An 18,661-nucleotide genomic window follows, 5' to 3' on the forward strand; every position below is an offset into this window, starting at 1 on the left:
CCTACAATTTGGCGGATATCCGCCTTGTCGCCCCGGCCAGTGATGGCTAACATCCGCCACTCCATGGACGAGGCCCTCACATGCGTGAACGTACCATCGCCAGTCACTACGCCCGAGCTGCCCTCGGCGGTGCGCGCCGGGCGGGTTACGACTATTCGGGCCTATTGCTACAGGTGGGCATCACTCCGGAGTTATTGACCGAACCCCGCGCCCGCATCGCCCCGGAGCAATTTACCCGGCTATTGCAAATGCTCTGGCTGGCGCTGGACGACGAATACCTGGGGTTTGCCGAAGGCCCAAGTAAGCGCGGCACCTTCGCCATGATGTGCCACGCGCTTATTCACTGCCGCACCCTGGAGAAAGCGCTGGAACGCGGCTTATTATTTTATAGCCTATTCCCCCAGGGTCCGCGCTGGCAGCTGACCAGAGAGGGCGACATGGCCCGCTTGAGCCTGGACGACTCGCAGTTGTGGGACCCGGATCACTTCCTCAGTGAGTGCCTGTTGGTCATCTGGCATCGCTTGGGCAGTTGGTTGATCGGCCAACGTATTCGTCTGCACCAGGCAACGTTCAGCTACCCGATGCCGGCCCATGCTGGCGAATATGACCTGCTGTTCCCCTGCCCCCAGGTATTCGGTGCACCGAACAGTAGCTTGGTATTTCCCAGCCGCTACCTGAGCCTTCCGCTGCTGCAGGACGAACGCACCCTCAAGCACTTTCTGGAGCGCTCCCCCGCCGATTTGCTGTCTCGCCCGGACGAGGGCGACAGTTTGAGCAGCCAGTTACGCCGCCTGCTGAGCCGCGATCGCACGCCCTGGCCAGACCTGGAGGCCGTCGCCCAACACCTGCACATCAGCCCGCAAACCCTGCGCCGGCATTTGCGTGAAGAAGGCACCAGCTTTCAGGCACTCAAGGATGAGTTACGACGGGACATCGCCATCTACCACTTGGGGCGGGCGGATTTGTCATTGCAGGAGATCGCCGAGCAGTTGGGTTTTTCCGAACCGTCGGCGTTTCATCGGGCGTTCAAGAAGTGGACGGGGCTGACGCCGGGCGCTTACCGCGCTCAAGAAAACTAAATACTCTCGTAGCAGTTGTCGAGCTTGAGCGAGGCTACGTAGACCGCACCACCGTCATCGAGCAAGGCACTGGGCAACTGCTACGGGATACTAGATTAAAGGGCAGGAAAGTGAATCTTGAACGCCGCGCCACCCAGCGGTGAGTCACCCAGGGTCAGGCGCGCGCCGTAGCTTTCGATGATGTCCTTGACCACCGCCAAACCGATCCCCTGCCCCGGATGCTGGCGGTCCAGCCGCTCACCCCTTTGCAGAATCCGCGCACGTTGATCGGGCGGCACGCCAGGGCCGTCATCTTCAATGCACAGTTCGGTGCCTTCGAGGTTCTCCACCAGGCTGATGCGCACCTCGCTCAGGCACAGGCGATAAGCGTTTTCCAACAGATTGCCAAGTAATTCGAGCAAAGCGCCCTTCTCGATGGGCACATCGCACTCTGGCGGCAGCTCAAAGGACACCGTGACGCGTTTATCGCGGTAGACCTTGTCCAACGTGTCGCACAGGCTTTGCAGCACCGGCTCAAGGCGAACCTGATGGCGCACCAAGCCGCTTTTACGCAGGCTCGCGCGCTGCAATTGGTAGCTGATCTGCTGGCTCATGCGCTCAATTTGCGATTGCAGCACCCACGCCTGATCGCGATCTTCGGGGCGCTGGGCCATGTCTTCGCTCACGCCCTGCAACACCGCCAGCGGGGTTTTCAGGCTATGGGCCAGATCGTCGAGGGAATCGCGGTAGCGCGTACGTTGTTCGCGCTCGCTGTGCAGCAAACGGTTGAGAGAGCCGGTAAGCCGTAGCAGCTCACGCGGGTGTTCTTCGGTGAGGCTTTCGCGGGTGCCGCCTTCGATCTGGTCAAGTTCCTGGCTCAGGCGCCGCAAGGCTTGCAGGCCCCAGGTCAGGCCCAGCCACAACAACGTCAGCAATACGAGCAAAGCCGCACCAAACCCCAGGTAGAGGTTTTCCCGCAGGCCTTCGAGGGTCAGCAGGTATTCGCGCACCGGTTGCAGGGCGACGATACTGAACGCCGCGCTCTTGCCCCCCAGCAGCTTGACCTCGACGTCATACACGAAAAATTCCTGACCATTGGCTTCGCGAATCCGCGCAAACTCGTTGCCACGCCCGTCGTAGCGCGGCTTGTAGTTGATGTTTTCTTCCTGGGTCGCCCGCGAACGCCACACCAGATGGCCTTCACGGTCGTAGATATAGCCGAGCAGCCGACTGTCGGTGAGGTTGAAGCGTTCATCCGGCAGCTGCGCCGGCATCAACAGGCGGTTATTTTCGACCCGCGCGGCGGAAATCAGGGTGGTGACATCCGACGCCAGGCGCTGCTCGATGGAGTCCTGCAACGCCAGGCTGAACGCACCTTGCATGGCGGGCAACAAGCCCAGCATAAACAACACGGCCAGGGTGGTGGCCGCCAGCATCAAGCGCACACGTAACGAGCGAATCAACGGCAGCGCTCATTGAACAGGTAACCGAGGCCCCGCACGGTGTCGATCGGCTTGAACCCCGCCGGGCCTTCCAGCTTACGACGCAGGCGGCCGACCAATACTTCGATCACGTTCGGATCACGCTCGTCGTCATCGGGGTAGAGCTGCTCCATCAAGCGGTCCTTGGCGACCACTTGCTGATGGTGACGCATCAGGTATTCGAGAATCCGATACTCATAGGCCGTCAGCGCTAACGGCTGCTCATCCAGGGACGCTTGCTTGCGATTGAGGTCCAGCAGCAACGGGCCCGCGACAATGGTCGACTGGGTAAAACCGCTTGAGCGGCGCAGTAAAGCGTTCATCCGGGCCTCCAGTTCTTCGAACTGGAACGGCTTGACCACGTAGTCGTCGGCGCCGGCGGCCAGGCCTTCGACCTTGTCCTGCCAATTGCCGCGCGCGGTGAGAATAAGGATCGGGAAGGTCTTGGCCTGGCTGCGCAGTTGGCGAATCAGGTCCAGGCCGCCCATGCCGGGCAGGCCCAGGTCGATGATCGCCAGGTCATGGTTGAATTGCCCGGTCTGGTACAGGGCTTCCTCGGCATTGGCCACAGCTTCGACCACATGCCCGCTGTCGGTCAGGCGGGTCAACAGGTGATGACGCAACAGCGCCTCATCTTCCACCACCAGCAATTTCATAAGGCTCTCCAAGGCGATTCAACTGTCCGACAGGGGGATATCATAGCGGCCCTGCAAGTCTTGCGGGCGCAGTTTAATGCCATTGTATTGGCCCGTCAGGTGTTCGTAGCCGGTGCGGTAACCCGGTTGCGGGGCGGTTTGCCCCAGGGACTGGCCCCACGGCGCGGCCTGGCTGCCCGCGTCTTCGAAGCTGACACGATGGATCAGGTTGCTGGACTTCTTGGTTTTCTCGCTACCAAAGGCCGCAAATGCACCGTCGGACGCCTGGACCCCGGCAGTGGCACTGAGCATGGTTAACGCCAACATCAGCTTTTTGATCGCAGTCATGGTGCTTACCTCTACGCGTTTGGCTGTTGAAGCCAGACTACGCAGGCGCCCCTGAACTCCCCCTGAACAGGCTCTGAACCTCGCCTGAACCGTTACGGGCTATCCACTGGCGCGCCAACTCGGCAAAATACCGCACATGACGCCATTACCCGCTTGCTGCACCCCACTCGATGCCCATTGGCCGTTGCCCGCCCCCTTGCCTGGCACGGTGTTTCTCAGCACTCGGTTCGATCCCGCCTTATTAATCGCCGATGACTTCCAGCGCTGCGCTGTGCCGCCACCGGCCAGCATCCAACGCTCAGTGGCCAAGCGCCAAGCCGAGTTTCTCGCCGGCCGCCTGTGCGCCCGTGCAGCGCTGCAACAACTTGACCACCTGGAGTGCGTCCCGGCTATCGGCGAAGACCGTGCGCCGGTGTGGCCTGAGCACATCAGCGGGTCCATCACCCACAGCACCGGGCATGCGGCGGCCATTGTCGGGCACAAGGCGCAGTGGCGCGGGCTGGGGATGGACCTTGAAAATGTGCTGACGCTGGAGCGGGCGGAACGCCTGGCCGGGGAAATTCTCACCGCTGATGAGCTGCAACGCATGGCCGCTATCCCGCGCGAGCAAGTCGCCCTGCTGGTGACGCTGACGTTTTCGGCCAAGGAGAGCCTGTTCAAGGCGCTCTACCCGATTGTGCAGAAGCGCTTCTACTTTGAGCATGCCGAAGTGTTGGCGTGGTCCGAATCGGGCCATGTACGGCTGCGCTTGCTGACGGACCTGTCTGCCGAGTGGTGCCATGGCAAGGAATTGGATGGGCAGTTTGCGCTGCATGACGGGCAGTTGTTGAGCCTGGTGGCTATCGGCGCCTAATACTCCCCGTAGCAGCTGTCGAGCGCCAGCGAGGCTGCGTTGGCAGCACCGCGGGAATCAAGTCTGGCGCGAAATCGAGTCGCGCCTGACGCAGCCTCGCTGGCGCTCGACAGCTGCTACGGGAACATACACATCAGGGTTTGTCTTGATCTCGCGGCCAACTGAGGCTGAAACACGCCCCACCCAGGTTGTTGCTCTTGCTGATCAACGCCCGGCCGCCATGCCAATAGATAATCCGCCGCACAATCGACAAGCCCAGGCCGTGCCCGCCCGAAGCACGTGTGCGGCTGTCGTCCAGGCGCAGGAACGGCGTAAAGATGCGCTCCCAGGCGCTTTCCGGGACGCCCGGGCCATCGTCCTCCACATCAATGCGGCAACGCACTTGGCCGACTTGGTAGCTGATCAACACCTGGCCCTGGGCATGGCGCATGGCGTTGCTCACCAGGTTTTGCAGCGCACGGTGCAGGTAGCGCGGCTCGGCATCGACCCAAGCGTCGTCCCAATGCGCCGAGGACAGGCAGATACCCCTTGTCACACTGACCTGCGGACGCAGTGGCGATAATTCGCCGATCACCTGATCAAGCAATGCACTGAGGTCAACGCGCTGGAAATTCAGCTCCGGCGCCCCCTGTTCCAGGCGTGCGTAGGTGAGCATTTCGTCCACCAGGCCATCGAGGTCCTGGATGTCGTTGTCCATGCCCTCCATGTATTTACGCCGCGCTTCGGGGGTGGCAGCGTCGCCGATCATCTCCAGACCAAAGCGCAGGCGCGCCACCGGTGTGCGCAGTTCGTGGGACACCGCGCGCACCAGTTCGCGCTGGATCGCCAGCAATTGTTGCAAGTGTTCGGCCATGCCATTGAAGGCCGCCGCCAAGCGCCCTACAGAGTCGGCGCCACGGGCCGGCACGCGCACTTCAAGGCTGCCTTTGGCAATGCGGGTGGCCGCTGCCTCCAACCCTTTGAGACGCCGCTCAAGCTGGCGCACCAGCAAATAGACGATCAAGCCGATCAAGGTCAGGCTGATCAAGGCGATCAGGATCAACCATTGCGGCGGGTAAGGATTCATCTGATACAGCGGGCCGATGTCCAGCACCCAGGGTGTACCGACCATCCCGGCAAATACGCGGATCGAATCGCCACCTTTGCCCAAGGCCATCACCGTATCGCCTTCCGATACCCGGCGGCGCTGGTCGTCGTCCATATCCGCCTGGTCGAGCGCCATCAGGTGCATCTCAAAACCAAAACCCTTGGCTTCTTTTATGTCTGCCAGCCGCTGTGGCTGCTCGGCCACCGGAAAACGCACCAACTCGTCAGCCAACAGGTAAATAGTCGCACGCGCCAATTGTTCGCTGATCTGCTGCACTTCGCCGGTGAGTACCAACTGTTCCTGCTCACTGACCAGGCGCAGCACCCGCGCCGCATGCGGCCCGGTCTGCTGTACCAGCACCTGGCCGCGTTGCAGGCGATTACGTTGGCTCAGGTCCAATTGGGCATCGGTGAGCGTGCGCAATTCCAGAGGGATGCCTAACAAGCGTTCCCAAATCGCCAGGGCACGCTGGCGCTCGATCGGGCTCATGGGTTGCAGGTTGTCGCCCATCAGCGCAAAGGTGCCGTGGGCCAGGCGTTCACGGTACTGGCCGCTGCGCACCTCGTTGAGCAGGTGCAGCGCTAATACGCCGAGCAACGCCACCAAAATAATCGCCGCGCACATGCCGCCGTAGATACGCAGGAAGATCGAGTTCACAGCGGCATATCGGCAGCGGCTTCGGGGACGAACAGGTAGCCTTTGCTGCGGATGGTCTTGATCAGGCGCGGGTGAATCGGGTCGTCGCCTATTTTCGGGCGAATGCGTGAGATGCGTACATCAATGGAGCGGTCCTGGCCGTCGTAACCGATGCCGCGCAGGGCGATGAAGATTTCTTCGCGGGACAAGATGCGGCCGGCATTCGCCACCAACAGCCACAGCAGGTCGAACTCGGCACTGGTCAGCTCGATGCCACCTTCGTGCAACCAGGCTTCGCGCAGGGCGTTGTCCACGACCAAGGGGCCGAATTGCAGGCGGCGCTGCTGTTCCACGGCGGCCGGTTCCGCCGGTTCGCTGCGCCGCAGCAAAGCCTGGATACGCGCCAGCAATAAGCGCGGGCGCACGGGTTTGCACACGTAGTCGTCGGCGCCCATGTCCAGGCCCAGCACCTGGTCCATGTCGTCGGTGCGCGCAGTGAGCATCAGAATCACGCCGTCGTAGCGCTCGCGCACTGCGCGGCAGATGCTCAGGCCATCTTGGCCGGGCAGCATCAGGTCGAGGATCACCAGGTCCGGTTGTTCGGCGATGATGCGTGCCGCGGCCAAGGCGCCGTCGCTTTCCACCGATACCCGCAGGCCGTTGCTCTCCAGGTAATCACGGGTCAACTCGGCCAATCGCTCGTCATCCTCGACAATCAATATTTGCCAGGCTTCTTGTTCCACAGGTGACCTCGATGTCCATATATAGAAGAAAGATCGCCCCCCGTGTTCTTTTTGTCATGTTCGGGAGGCATAACACTGCGTGTACAGGCGCCGATTGTAGCCATGGGCCAGGCCTCCAGCACAAGCCGGTAAATCCGTTCGGTGATCGCGTTTTTTTGTGATAGGGTTCGCGCCCTCAAAATTCCAACCGGGTGTTTTTGCCTCGGATTATTCGGTGACAAACGGTGTAATCCAGCAGCACTGCGGCCTACACGGGCATTCCACGTTTCATACACATTTTACCCACAGCGTTATCCACAGGTAGTGCGTTGCTAAGCCCCCCAAAACGCATTATCTTGTACCTCGGCGCTAAAAAAACCCTACATGTAGGGTTTTAAGCGAAAAACCAAACACAGATCAGACAAGAAACTCAAGCGCTTTCTTGCTCCCGTTTGGTTGAACTAATGCCTTTTTTGAAAGCCCAAACCGCGCACGCGGATGGCAGCCGTTTTCCAGCTTCAAGAGCAGAAAACGGTACGGGTGTTGCAGTGCTTGACGCGAGCAACTGTCACCCACTAGGAATACGGCGAAGGGCTCTTTAGCTCCGAACCGAAGACTTCGGCATGGAAGCGGCGCGATGAGCTCCCTTCCTCCTGTCCCGAAGTTGTTATGCCAGGCCCAGGCCTGCTGTAAGTGCTTCAGGACGGAACGGTGGGCACCGTGATGGTGCCCAAATAAATATAGAATGTGGAGACAACCCCCCATGCAAACCGACACAACTCGCGAGAACCCGCAAGGCTCCGTGCCGCAGGCCGCTGATTCAAATCTGGATCTGTCCGCTACCGCACCCGGCCAACTGCGAGTGATCAAGCGTAACGGCACTGTCGTTCCTTACACCGATGACAAAATCACCGTCGCCATCACCAAAGCGTTTCTTGCAGTTGAAGGCGGCACCGCTGCTGCCTCGTCGCGCATCCACGACACAGTTGCCCGCCTGACTGAACAAGTCACCGCGACCTTCAAGCGTCGCATGCCATCGGGCGGCACCATCCACATCGAAGAAATCCAGGACCAGGTCGAACTGGCCCTGATGCGTGCCGGCGAGCAGAAAGTGGCCCGCGACTACGTGATCTACCGTGATGCCCGCTCCAAGGAGCGCGCTGTACGTTCCCCAGCTGAAGAAGCTGCCGTACAAGCTCACCCATCGATACGCATCACCCTGGCCGACGGTACGTTTGCACCGCTGGACCTGGGCCGCCTGAACACCATCGTCACTGAAGCCTGCGAAGGCCTGGAAGAAGTCGACGGTGACCTGATCCAACGCGAAACCCTGAAAAACCTATACGACGGCGTGGCCCTGACCGACGTCAACACCGCCCTGGTGATGACCGCCCGTACCCTGGTTGAACGTGAGCCGAACTACTCGTTCGTGACCGCGCGCCTGCTGATGGACACCCTGCGTGCCGAAGGCCTGGGCTTCCTGGGCGTCGCCGAAAGCGCGACCCACCACGAAATGGTCGACCTGTACGCCAAGGCTCTGCCTGCCTACATCGCCAAGGGCATCGAGTTCGAATTGCTGAACCCGGTCCTGGCTACCTTCGACCTGGAAAAACTCGGCAAGGCGATCAACCACGAGCGCGACCAGCAGTTCACCTACCTGGGCCTGCAAACACTGTACGACCGTTACTTCATCCACAAGGACGGTATCCGCTTCGAACTGCCGCAAGTGTTCTTCATGCGCGTGGCCATGGGCCTGGCGATCGAAGAGAAGCAGAAAGAAGATCGTGCGATCGAGTTCTACAACCTGCTGTCGTCCTTCGACTACATGTCGTCGACCCCGACGCTGTTCAACGCCGGCACCCTGCGTCCACAGCTGTCCAGCTGCTACCTGACCACCGTGCCGGATGACCTGTCGGGCATCTACCACGCGATCCACGACAACGCCATGTTGTCCAAATTCGCCGGCGGCCTGGGCAACGACTGGACGCCAGTGCGTGCACTGGGTTCGTACATCAAAGGCACCAACGGCAAGTCCCAGGGCGTTGTACCGTTCCTGAAAGTCGTGAACGACACCGCCGTAGCCGTTAACCAGGGTGGCAAGCGCAAAGGCGCTGTGTGTGCCTACCTGGAAACCTGGCACATGGACATTGAAGAGTTCATCGAGCTGCGCAAGAACACCGGTGATGATCGTCGTCGTACCCACGACATGAACACCGCCAACTGGATCCCTGACCTGTTCATGAAGCGTGTCTTCGACGATGGCCAGTGGACCCTGTTCTCGCCATCCGAAGTGCCGGACCTGCACGACCTGACCGGCAAGGCCTTCGAAGAGCGTTACGAGTACTACGAAGCCCTGGCTCAGTACCCTGGCAAGATCAAGCTGTTCAAGACCATCCAGGCCAAAGACCTGTGGCGCAAAATGCTCTCCATGCTGTTCGAAACCGGCCACCCATGGCTGACGTTCAAAGACCCATGCAACCTGCGCAGCCCACAGCAGCACGTAGGCGTGGTCCACAGCTCGAACCTGTGCACCGAGATCACCTTGAACACCAACAAGGACGAGATCGCCGTTTGCAACCTGGGCTCGATCAACCTGCCGAACCACATCGTCAACGGCAAGCTGGACACCGCCAAGCTGGAACGCACCGTGAACACCGCCGTTCGCATGCTCGATAACGTTATCGACATCAACTACTACTCGGTACCACAGGCGCAGAACTCCAACTTCAAGCACCGTCCGGTTGGCCTGGGGATCATGGGCTTCCAGGATGCGCTGTACCTGCAGCACATTCCGTACGGTTCGGATGCTGCGGTCGAGTTCGCCGACAAGTCCATGGAAGCGGTCAGCTACTACGCGATCCAGGCTTCCTGCGACCTGGCCGACGAGCGCGGCGCCTACGAGACATTCCAGGGCTCGCTGTGGTCCAAAGGCATCCTGCCGCTGGACTCGCAACAGATCCTGATCGAAGCCCGTGGCCAGAAGTACATCGACGTTGACCTGAACGAATCCCTGGACTGGGCGCCGGTACGTGCCCGTGTGCAGAAAGGCATTCGTAACTCCAACATCATGGCCATCGCACCGACCGCCACCATCGCCAACATCACCGGCGTGTCGCAGTCGATCGAACCGACCTACCAGAACCTGTATGTGAAATCGAACCTGTCGGGCGAATTCACCGTGATCAACCCGTACCTGGTTCGCGACCTCAAAGCCCGCGGCCTGTGGGACTCGGTCATGATCAACGACCTGAAGTACTACGACGGTTCGGTGCAGCAGATCGAGCGCATCCCGCAAGAACTCAAAGAGCTCTACGCGACGGCCTTCGAAGTGGACACCAAGTGGATCGTTGACGCCGCCAGCCGCCGTCAGAAGTGGATCGACCAGGCTCAGTCCCTGAACCTGTACATCGCCGGCGCTTCGGGCAAGAAGCTGGACGTGACCTACCGCATGGCGTGGTACCGTGGTTTGAAAACCACTTACTACCTCCGCGCCCTGGCCGCCACCAGCACCGAGAAGTCGACCATCAACACCGGTAAGCTGAACGCTGTTTCCAGCGGCGGTAACCACGGTGATGATTCGGTACTCGCCGCACCTGCCGGCCCGGCGCCAGTGCCTAAGGCCTGCGCGATCGACGAGCCGGATTGCGAAGCTTGCCAGTAAGCTGAGCGATGGCTGAAAGCCCGCTAACCGAAAGGTTAGCGGGCTTTTTTGTTTCGCTACAGGGCCATGCTAGACAAATGCGTATGCCCCTCCCCAGTACCAGTCCTCTTCCTTAGGCTGGCCACCTTGCGCCCCCCATAACTCTACCTTCCCTCCGATCACTGCCATTGTGTGGCCGTCATAAGCGACAACGCCCAATGCACCACTGGCAAGCTCATCACTCGAAGACTGCCTGTACAGACCTTTGAGCCCCAAGCGATTCAGCACTTCATCGGGGAGCTCACCGTCGTTCAAGCTTACCAATGCGTCCATATAGCTTCTCTGGGCATTGTGATCATTACCGTTACCGCGCCCTTCATTCCCTTCCATATAGGCCCGCTTGGCACTGGCGGCGTACATGAAATTGGCGTTGGTCATCATTTCAGGATCAGTTCCCTCGAACCGGGCCTGCTGTGCCGCCTGCGCCAATTCACCTTTGCTCAAGTGAAGCTGGAACCCATCCCGCATCTGCACGTCATAGCCATCGCCTGACGTTTTCACATCTCTGAATACGTCAGTAGGTTTTTTGCCAAACTGCATCATTGCTGTCTTTATCACTGCAACCGTGGTGCAATTTCCGTCCGGCCCCTGCTTGAAACCAGCCCAGATATTGTCAGCCTCGTTGCCCGTGCCTGGCTTTCTTCCGGGATTGCTCTTGTCCGGCTTGTAGTCTGTGTAACCAGCCCCCTCGGTAAAGGGTTTATTGGTCATGGACTTTACGGAGCCAAAATTACTCTGATTAACGTTGCCGTTGCCAATGGGTGTCGGAGAAGGAGTGGCTAAGCGCTCACTCGCAAACAGTTCCGGAAACAGCGCCTTCAACAGCATGAGTAAATGTTGAGAGGCATCATTCCTCAGTTGCTCCAGGATCGCTTTGAACTTTTCGTCTCCCAGCTCCTTTCTCTTTTCATTCAGCTTGTCACGAAGGTCCTGAACGGTCTGGTTCTTGAAGGTTTTCTGGGCTTCATCAAGCGCTTTGAGAAGCGTGTTGACCGCCTCCTTGCTGGTATCGACATTATCCACTTTGTTTTCTGAACGACCTGCTCCCCAAGCCGCAGCCACGTCACACACACCCTCGACCCCGTTACCGGCCATCGACGAATTCCACATACCAACATCACCTTGTAGTAATTAGGCCCAACACCGCTTTGCTAGCTGTGTGGAAAGAACGAAGTAGTCGGTTCCAACAAAGGCATGTCGTCTCTTGATGGGCGCGCGGTGGGAAGAGTCCGTGATACCAAATAGCACGCAAAAAAAAGCCCCTCGATCAAGGGGCTTTCGTTTCGCTTACGCGTCAGACCAACCGCATCAAGTCATCTGAATGATGGTCTGCATGATGGTGCTCTGAGTGGAGATGGTCTTGGCGTTCGCCTGATAGTTGCTCTGGGCCTTGATCAGGTCCACCAGCTCGTTGGTCAGGTTGACGTTAGAGTTCTCCAGGGAGTTGGCCACGATCGAACCCAGGGTGCCGGCTTGCGGGGTGTCATAGCCCGGCTGGCCGGAAGCGAAGGTTTCCTTCCATGTGGTGCCGCCAGCTGGCTGCAGGCCCTGCTCGTTGTTGAAGCTGGCCAGGGAAATCTGGCCGATCGCCTTGCTCTGCTGGTTGCTAAAGGTCGCGAACAATACGCCGCTGCCGTCGATTTTCAGGCCAGTGATTTGGCCAGTGGCGTAACCGTCGGTGGTCGGCGGGTTGCGGTAGGTGGCCGAGTTGTATTGGGTGATGTTGCCCATGTTGACCGCGATACCGGTAGGGTTGGCATTCGCACCGTTTTTCGTCCAGACGCCGTTGGTCACAGTACCAGGCACCCACCCGGAAATGGTCAGGGTAGTACCGGTCACACCTGCCCCGGCAATACTGGTGAGCTTGCCGGAACCGTCAAAGGTCAAGGTCGACGCTACTGGCGGCGTCGACGGAGTACCGGTAGGCGCAGAACCATCAGGGTTGCGACCGTCGATCAGGGAATAGGCATTCCACTGGTTGCCGCCGGTTTTCACCAGGTACTGCACCATCGGGTGGGCGTTGCCCTGGCTGTCATACAGCGTGGTGCTGTACTGCGTCGTGAAGGTGCTGGTATCGGTCGGATCAAACGGCTTCTTGGTCTGATCGATCGGAAGTTCCGAAGAGTTCAGGTTACTGGTGGAGTCCACCTTGGTGGACGCCTTCGGCGGCAGGTTCGACAGGTTCAGTTGCAGGTCGGTCAGGCCGCCCTTGATGATCTTGCCGTCGGCGTCCGCCGCGTAGCCTTGCAGACGCGAGGTACCGGTGTTGTTGGTGATGTAACCGTCTTTGTCGGCACGGAAGGCACCACTACGAGTGTATTCCAGCGAACCGTCACTGCCCTTTTGCACGAAGAAGCCACCACCCTGGATCGCCATGTCCAGGATGCCGCCGCTGTTGTTCACATCACCTTGGGTGAACTGCTGGGAGACAGCCGCCAGGTTCACACCGTTGCCGATACTGTTCTGGCCGGTGCCCAGTTTGGACGCCGCGTAGATATCCGAGAATTCGGCACGGGACGATTTGAAGCCCGTGGTCGCGACGTTGGCGATGTTGTTACCGGTCACGTCCAGTTGTTTGTTGGCCGCATAGAGGCCGCTAAGGCCGATGTTAAAAGACATATTTCTCTCCTTCTGCCGTATTTAGCCGGCTCTATGTACCGATAGTCTGAATTTGCGACAGCTTGACGCTGCCCATGCCGCCCGCAAGGTTCAACAGCATTTCGCCGCCGGTCTTGCTCAACGTCACGCTGGTCACCGTCGCGGGCAGCGACGTAGCGAGAGCAACCGAGGCGCCCGCGTCATTCTTGGTGGTGGCGGCAAAGGTGTAAGTCCCGGCAGCCGCGACCTCGCCCTTGTCGTTCTTGCCATCCCAGATAAAGCTGGAATCACCGGCGCTCTGGGCGCCCATGTCTATGGTGCGAACCACGTTGCCGTCTTTGTCGGTGATCTTCACGGAAACGTTGCCCGTTGCCGCCGTTACCGCCACCGAGCCGGTCATGCTCTTGCTGGTATCGACCATGGCCTTGTCGGTCTGGGTGATGATCGAACGCCCAACCAGTGACGACGCTTGCAGCGCTTGCGAAGAGCTGAAGTTGCTGGAGATGTTATTCACCGAGTCGTTCAGGGTGTTGATGCCTTCCAGGCTGCTGAACTGCGCCAGTTGTGCCACGAACGCGCCGTTGTCTTGAGGCGACAGCGGGTTCTGGTTTTTCAACTGGGTAACCAGCAATTGCAGGAACGCGTCCTTGCCCAGCGACTGGTTGCCCGTTGCTGCCTTGGAAACGCTCGCGACATTGTTCGTTGCGGTGCTGACCTTCGAATTGAAAAGGTTCTGAACCGCCGTGTTAGTAGACGTGGTATCAACAATGGCCATTATTTGGCGCCCCTTATCACTGACCCAGGGTCAGGACCTTCTGCATCATGGTTTTGGCGGTATTCATCATTTCCGCGTTGGTCTGGAACGAGCGGCTGGCGGAGATCATGTCTGCCATTTCCTCGACCACATTGACGTTCGGGTAGTACACGTAGCCTTTTTCGTTCGCCGCTGGGTGGTTAGGCTCGTATCGGGCTTCCAGATTGCTCTGGTCTTCAACCACACCGAGTACTTGCACGCCTTGGCCTGCAGCATCCTGGTTCTGGAACAGCGAATCGCTGCCGCCGCTCTGGCCACCCTGGAACATGGTGGCGAACACCGGGTGGCGGACGCGGTAGGTCTGGTCGATGCTCGAAGACACGGTCTCGGCGTTGGCGATGTTACTGGCGACGGTGTTCAGGCGCGTGGTCTGGGCGCTCATGCCGCTGCCGGCAATATTGAAAACACTGGCTAAGGACATGGCTTACTCTCCACGCAGGGCTGACATCAGCCCTTTGAATTTGCTGTTGAGCAGGGTGAAGCTGGCCTGGAAGTTCACCGAGTTCTCGGCATAGGCCGATTGCTCCAACTGGGCGTCGACGGTGTTCTGGTCGATCGACGGCTGCATCGGCGTGCGATACAGCAGCGACTCGTCACCACTGCTCAGGCCTTGCGCTTCGATATGACGGCTGTTGGTCATATTCAAGGCGAAGGTGCCGTTCTTGGTCTTGTCCTGCTGTGCGGCGAGCACGGCGGAGAAGTCCAGGTCCCGAGCCTTGTAGTTCGGGGTATCGGCGTTGGCAATGTTGTTGGCCAGAACTTCAGCACGCTGGGCGCGGAAGCCCAGAGCTTGTTCGTGAATACCGAGCGCTTTATCGAAGCTGATGCTCATGGCGGAAACCTTTAGGCTGACCTGCTTTTCGTAACAAGGTCATAGCAAGGCGCATGCCAGCTTTCCCGAGCCCCGTATCTCAAGGGCTTGCGGGGAGGTTGCCGGCGGCAATGCCGGAAAAGCGGCAACCGGTTTCCGCGTGGCGTCAGTAAAGCGGCAATGGCAATTGCCGCTTTAATCAATAGCGGTAAATGAAGAGTGGAGACCGCTAAGGGCATTGAGCGCTTTTGACCGCTCGTCTGCACTGTCAATTCTGACAGTTGTAAGGCTCGAGCCCCTGGATGCCTTATTGGGCAGACTTCTCTTAGTGCGAAACGCAGAGGCAAAAAATGTTGACGCTCCCGCTACCAAGATTTCAACTCCAAGACTCAACACGCCCCACCCCGAACCTTGACACCGGCCTGATTCAGACAGACTCCGCCCGGGTGCTACTGGATTTTCCCGTCGAGGCCGGAGACCAGGTCTATCTAACCATTAGCAGCACAATCCTGGGCGGTGAGCATAATCAAAGCTTTTTCATTGCCTTGGCCGCCCCCAGTTGCGTGTACCTGGTGCCTAAATCCATTATCGAAATCAGCGCTGGAACCACCGTGACGTTGCTGGCCCGCCTGAGGCGTGGGGTGCAAATTTCCGGCGCACCATCCGCGGCAGTCAATATCAACCGGCTGCCCATCATCGTGGTCCCGCCCACCCCATCAACAGTCTGGGATTTCGCCAATGGTTTCCAGGGCTGGGTGGCCCAGGGGAATTACATTGGCGGCCTGCTGCATGTGATCGGCGGCAGGGTCGTCGCTGACTTGCTCAACAGCCAAGCCGGCAAATCCCACATCATTTCCCGTACAGTGCTGGTCACCGCAGGGCGCACGTATGACTTTTCCTTTGATGTCACCGGACGCAATCCCGCCGATGGCTCAACCTTGTTCCTGACCATAAACGGCAGCCGAATCGGTGCCAATGTTCAGAACATCACGTCGACCCAGCAGACCGGGACAGGGGTTTTCACTGCAACGACGACGGGCAACGTGACCCTCGGCATTTTCAATGATGCCGTCCCCCAAGGAGGGCATTACGTGTCCCTGGGCAATATCCGCATGACACAAAGACCCTGACGGTACACCGGCGCCATAAAAAAACGGGAGGCCTTTGCGGGCCTCCCGTTTTTTATGATGCTCATTACTTGGCCTGGTAAATGATACCCGGGCTGCACTGCACCATCTGGTAATGATCCGGCAGACCGTTCAGTGCTTCGGAAGCCCCCAGGAACAGATAACCGCCACGCTTGAGCGTGCCGTGGATGCGCAACAGGATGTCTTTCTTCACTTCGGCCGAGAAGTAGATCAACACGTTGCGGCAGAACACCATGTCAAACTTGCCCAGGCTGGCGTAGCTGTCGAGCAAGTTGAACGAGCGGAACTCCACCCGACTCTTGATCGGTGCCTTGATCGCCCAGCGCCCCGCCCCTTTCGGGTCGAAATAACGTTGCAGGCGCTCCTGCGACAAACCACGGCCCAGGGCCAGACTGTCGTACTCGCCGGTCTTGCAATTGGTGAGCATGGTGCCGGACAAGTCAGTGGCGACAATTTGCGCCCCAGCCTTCAATTGGCCCATGTTAGTGCGCTCGAACTCGTCGATGGACATCGAAATCGAATACGGCTCCTGCCCAGAAGAGCAAGCGGCCGACCAGATACGCAAGCGCTGACCCGGACTGGCCTTGATGGCCTCCGGCAGCACTTTGCTCTTGAGCACTTCAAAGGGGTAGGTATCGCGAAACCACAAGGTTTCGTTGGTGGTCATGGCATCAACCACCATTTCCTTGAGCCCGCTGCGCGGCTGGCCCTGAATGCGCTGCACCAACTCGCCCAGGGACTTGATACCCTGCTGCTCCATCAGTTTGTTGAGACGGCTGGATACCAGGTACTGCTTGTTTTCACCGAGCAATATGCCACAGGCCTTTTCCAGGAAGACCCGGAACTGTTCGAAATCCAAATTACCCGTAGACAATGATACAGCCTCTTAAATCGTGTGACCGCCAAGGGAAATCCCCTAGCCGTGATCTGCTGTCTTGATCCGGTCGACTACCCGGGATGCCAGGTCATCAGGGCGAAATTTAGCCAGGAAGTCATCGGCGCCGACCTTCTTGACCATCGCCTGATTGAATACACCCGACAACGAAGTATGCAGGATGATATGCAACTTTTGCATGCGTGGATCGTTGCGTATCTCGGCGGTGAGGGTGTAGCCGTCCATTTCCGGCATCTCAATGTCGGAGATCATCATCAAAAATTCTTCTTCCGGCCTCTTGCCTTCATCCACCAGCTTGCGCAGGTAATCCAGGGCCTGGCGACCGTCATTGAGTGCCACCACTTCCACACCGACGGTTTGCAGGCAACGGCTCACCTGTTTACGCGCCACCGAGGAGTCGTCCACAGTCAGCACGCGCAGAGAGATCGCCTTGTGTGCAGTTTCGGCGTCAACCACACCCACCGAAATGGTTTCCGAGGTAGGGGCGACTTCGGCGAGGATTTTCTCCACGTCGATGATTTCCACCAACTGGTTATCAACCCGCGTCACCGCCGTAAGGTAGTGATCGCGCCCGGTGCCCTTGGGCGGCGGATGGATCTCCTCCCAGTTCATATTGACGATGCGCTCCACCGAGCGCACCAGAAAGCCTTGGGTCTTGGTGTTGTACTCAGTGATGATCACGAACGGGTTCTGACGATCCTGCAGACCCGCCGAACCAGTGGCCATGGCCAGGTCAAGAATCGGGATAGTCGCACCACGGATGTTGGCCACGCCACACACCACAGGGCTGGATTTTGGCAGGATGGTCAGTTTGGGGCACTGCAATACTTCCCGCACTTTAAACACATTGATGCCATACAGCTGCTTGCCGTCCAGGCGAAAAAGCAACAACTCCAGGCGATTCTGCCCTACCAGCTGTGTGCGCTGGTTTACTGAATCCATTACACCTGCCATGCCTTTACTCCTACGCTAAAACCTAGGCTATACCTACGGTGCAGCGCGTACCCAACACTAAACGGCACGAGCTTTGCTATTTATTGGTCATGGATATTAAAACGACAGTTTCCCGACGCCTTCATCTCCCACGGTACCGCAGATTGCTCTGCGTCTCGATGGCGTTGCTTGCCCTGGGCCTGGGCGTCACGGCCCGCGCAGACAATGTCACCTTGCCTGATCTCCTTATCGGCGTCACTCAAGGTTTTCTTGAGTTCACTGTAGAAGATTATCTGGCGACCACCCAGACGCCTGGACGCTATGAAATCCAAGTAAACCAGCTAGACCCGCGCCTGCGCATGCCAATGTGCGACAAGGAATTGACAGCCACCTTGGAAAGCCCCGCACAACCGATCGGCCGCGTGACGGTAAAAGTGCGCTGCGACGGAGCTTCGCCCTGGACCGTGTTTGTACCGGCACAGGTCAAGCTGTTCCGCGATGTGGTGGTGGTAACGCGCCCCCTTAAACGCACCGGCATCATCGGTTTTGAAGACGTCACCCTGCGCGAGCGGGACATCAGCCTGATCAACCAGGGTTACCTCACCTCAGTGGACCAAGCCATCGGACAGAAACTCACCCGACCAATGGTCACCGACCAAGTCATTACACTGGTTCACCTGGAACAGGCCGAAGTGATTCGCAAGGGTGACCAAGTGGTGATCTCCGCCAGCAGCGGCGCGCTGAGCGTAAAGATGCCGGGAGAAGCGCTATCCAACGGCGGTATGAGCGAGCAGATCAGAGTCAAGAACCTCAACTCCAACCGAGTGATCAAGGCACGGGTGACAGCGCCAGGCCAAGTCGAAGTAGCTTTATAGATCACTGGTATCAAACGCCAGCTTTTCCTACACTGTGCGTTGGATGTCGGCCTAGACAGGTTTATTG

17 protein-coding genes are annotated in these 18,661 nt (G+C 58.8%); 5 read left to right on the plus strand and 12 right to left on the minus strand.

The window, feature by feature from the left end:
* Positions 1-80 precede the first annotated feature (80 nt).
* Positions 81-1,079 (plus strand): AraC family transcriptional regulator, encoded by a 999-nt coding sequence (locus BFL40_RS06615; RefSeq protein ID WP_071483190.1) that lies wholly within the window; start codon positions 81-83, stop codon positions 1,077-1,079.
* Positions 1,080-1,174: 95 nt separating this feature from the next.
* Here BFL40_RS06615 and BFL40_RS06620 read toward each other — a convergent pair whose 3' ends face one another.
* Genes BFL40_RS06620 through BFL40_RS06630 form a run of 3 tightly spaced genes read right to left on the minus strand, consistent with a single transcriptional unit; the run spans position 1,175 to position 3,522 of the window.
* Positions 1,175-2,521 (minus strand): ATP-binding protein, encoded by a 1,347-nt coding sequence (locus tag BFL40_RS06620; protein ID WP_071483191.1) that lies wholly within the window; start codon positions 2,519-2,521, stop codon positions 1,175-1,177.
* Complete coding sequence (locus BFL40_RS06625) at positions 2,518-3,195, minus strand: response regulator transcription factor (RefSeq protein WP_071483192.1); 678 nt, start codon at positions 3,193-3,195, stop codon at positions 2,518-2,520. The genes BFL40_RS06620 and BFL40_RS06625 overlap by 4 nt, the downstream gene beginning before the upstream one ends.
* 18 nt (positions 3,196-3,213) lie before the next feature.
* On the minus strand, positions 3,214-3,522 hold the full coding sequence (locus BFL40_RS06630) for a hypothetical protein (RefSeq protein WP_071483193.1): 309 nt from the start codon (positions 3,520-3,522) through the stop codon (positions 3,214-3,216).
* A gap of 136 nt (positions 3,523-3,658) precedes the next feature.
* Between BFL40_RS06630 and BFL40_RS06635 the strand changes: the two genes are divergently transcribed.
* Positions 3,659-4,375 carry a 4'-phosphopantetheinyl transferase family protein gene (locus BFL40_RS06635; RefSeq protein ID WP_071483194.1) on the plus strand — a complete coding sequence of 239 codons (717 nt, stop codon included), beginning with the start codon at positions 3,659-3,661 and terminating at the stop codon, positions 4,373-4,375.
* A gap of 133 nt (positions 4,376-4,508) precedes the next feature.
* On the opposite strand, the gene BFL40_RS06640 is transcribed toward BFL40_RS06635, so the two are convergent.
* Positions 4,509-6,119, minus strand: coding sequence for an ATP-binding protein (locus BFL40_RS06640; RefSeq protein ID WP_071483195.1), 1,611 nt, complete (start codon positions 6,117-6,119; stop codon positions 4,509-4,511).
* A complete protein-coding gene (locus BFL40_RS06645) occupies positions 6,116-6,841 on the minus strand; it encodes a response regulator (protein WP_071483196.1) in 726 nt (241 codons plus the stop codon). Before BFL40_RS06645 ends, BFL40_RS06640 begins: the two co-directional genes overlap by 4 nt.
* A gap of 742 nt (positions 6,842-7,583) precedes the next feature.
* Here BFL40_RS06645 and BFL40_RS06650 point away from each other — a divergent pair.
* Complete coding sequence (locus BFL40_RS06650; protein ID WP_071483197.1) at positions 7,584-10,481, plus strand: ribonucleoside-diphosphate reductase subunit alpha; 2,898 nt, start codon at positions 7,584-7,586, stop codon at positions 10,479-10,481.
* Between the two features lie 69 nt (positions 10,482-10,550).
* Here the strand turns inward: BFL40_RS06650 and BFL40_RS06655 are convergent, their stop codons facing one another.
* From BFL40_RS06655 to flgB, 5 genes are all read right to left on the minus strand, one after another.
* A complete protein-coding gene (locus BFL40_RS06655) occupies positions 10,551-11,630 on the minus strand; it encodes a hypothetical protein (protein ID WP_174555572.1) in 1,080 nt (359 codons plus the stop codon).
* A gap of 198 nt (positions 11,631-11,828) precedes the next feature.
* Positions 11,829-13,139, minus strand: coding sequence for a flagellar hook protein FlgE (gene flgE, locus BFL40_RS06660; RefSeq protein WP_071483198.1), 1,311 nt, complete (start codon positions 13,137-13,139; stop codon positions 11,829-11,831).
* Between the two features lie 31 nt (positions 13,140-13,170).
* A complete protein-coding gene (gene flgD, locus BFL40_RS06665) occupies positions 13,171-13,893 on the minus strand; it encodes a flagellar hook assembly protein FlgD (RefSeq protein WP_071483199.1) in 723 nt (240 codons plus the stop codon).
* A 16-nt stretch (positions 13,894-13,909) separates the two neighbouring features.
* Positions 13,910-14,353, minus strand: coding sequence for a flagellar basal body rod protein FlgC (gene flgC / locus BFL40_RS06670; RefSeq protein WP_071483200.1), 444 nt, complete (start codon positions 14,351-14,353; stop codon positions 13,910-13,912).
* A gap of 3 nt (positions 14,354-14,356) precedes the next feature.
* Entirely contained in the window at positions 14,357-14,764 is a 408-nt protein-coding gene (flgB, locus tag BFL40_RS06675; RefSeq protein WP_003175633.1) for a flagellar basal body rod protein FlgB, read from the minus strand.
* A 329-nt stretch (positions 14,765-15,093) separates the two neighbouring features.
* Here flgB and BFL40_RS06680 point away from each other — a divergent pair, with 329 nt between their 5' ends.
* Positions 15,094-15,873, plus strand: a complete 780-nt coding sequence (locus BFL40_RS06680) for a hypothetical protein (protein WP_071483201.1) — start codon at positions 15,094-15,096, stop codon at positions 15,871-15,873.
* A gap of 64 nt (positions 15,874-15,937) precedes the next feature.
* Here BFL40_RS06680 and cheR read toward each other — a convergent pair whose 3' ends face one another.
* A complete protein-coding gene (gene cheR, locus BFL40_RS06685) occupies positions 15,938-16,765 on the minus strand; it encodes a protein-glutamate O-methyltransferase CheR (RefSeq protein ID WP_071483202.1) in 828 nt (275 codons plus the stop codon).
* 42 nt (positions 16,766-16,807) lie between these two features.
* A complete protein-coding gene (locus BFL40_RS06690) occupies positions 16,808-17,740 on the minus strand; it encodes a chemotaxis protein CheV (protein ID WP_071483203.1) in 933 nt (310 codons plus the stop codon).
* A gap of 89 nt (positions 17,741-17,829) precedes the next feature.
* On the opposite strand from BFL40_RS06690, the gene flgA reads away from it, so the two are divergent.
* The gene (gene flgA / locus BFL40_RS06695) at positions 17,830-18,594 is read left to right on the plus strand and encodes a flagellar basal body P-ring formation chaperone FlgA (protein WP_071483204.1); all 765 of its coding nucleotides are present in this window, start codon (positions 17,830-17,832) and stop codon (positions 18,592-18,594) included.
* Positions 18,595-18,661 lie beyond the last annotated feature (67 nt).

It is taken from the genome of Pseudomonas costantinii (genome assembly GCF_001870435.1).
Classification (GTDB): domain Bacteria; phylum Pseudomonadota; class Gammaproteobacteria; order Pseudomonadales; family Pseudomonadaceae; genus Aquipseudomonas; species Aquipseudomonas costantinii.

Bases quoted from the DNA above. Each gene is read 5' to 3' on its own strand.
- BFL40_RS06680 (WP_071483201.1), top strand. From the start codon at position 15,094: ATGTTGACGCTCCCGCTACCAAGATTTCAACTCCAAGACTCAACACGC.
- BFL40_RS06635 (WP_071483194.1), top strand. From the start codon at position 3,659: ATGACGCCATTACCCGCTTGCTGCACCCCACTCGATGCCCATTGGCCG.
- flgC (WP_071483200.1), bottom strand. From the start codon at position 14,353: ATGTCCTTAGCCAGTGTTTTCAATATTGCCGGCAGCGGCATGAGCGCC.
- flgD (WP_071483199.1), bottom strand. From the start codon at position 13,893: ATGGCCATTGTTGATACCACGTCTACTAACACGGCGGTTCAGAACCTT.
- BFL40_RS06625 (WP_071483192.1), bottom strand. From the start codon at position 3,195: ATGAAATTGCTGGTGGTGGAAGATGAGGCGCTGTTGCGTCATCACCTG.
- BFL40_RS06630 (WP_071483193.1), bottom strand. From the start codon at position 3,522: ATGACTGCGATCAAAAAGCTGATGTTGGCGTTAACCATGCTCAGTGCC.
- BFL40_RS06615 (WP_071483190.1), top strand. From the start codon at position 81: ATGCGTGAACGTACCATCGCCAGTCACTACGCCCGAGCTGCCCTCGGC.
- flgE (WP_071483198.1), bottom strand. From the start codon at position 13,139: ATGTCTTTTAACATCGGCCTTAGCGGCCTCTATGCGGCCAACAAACAA.
- BFL40_RS06655 (WP_174555572.1), bottom strand. From the start codon at position 11,630: ATGTGGAATTCGTCGATGGCCGGTAACGGGGTCGAGGGTGTGTGTGAC.
- BFL40_RS06650 (WP_071483197.1), top strand. From the start codon at position 7,584: ATGCAAACCGACACAACTCGCGAGAACCCGCAAGGCTCCGTGCCGCAG.
- flgB (WP_003175633.1), bottom strand. From the start codon at position 14,764: ATGAGCATCAGCTTCGATAAAGCGCTCGGTATTCACGAACAAGCTCTG.
- flgA (WP_071483204.1), top strand. From the start codon at position 17,830: ATGGATATTAAAACGACAGTTTCCCGACGCCTTCATCTCCCACGGTAC.
- BFL40_RS06690 (WP_071483203.1), bottom strand. From the start codon at position 17,740: ATGGCAGGTGTAATGGATTCAGTAAACCAGCGCACACAGCTGGTAGGG.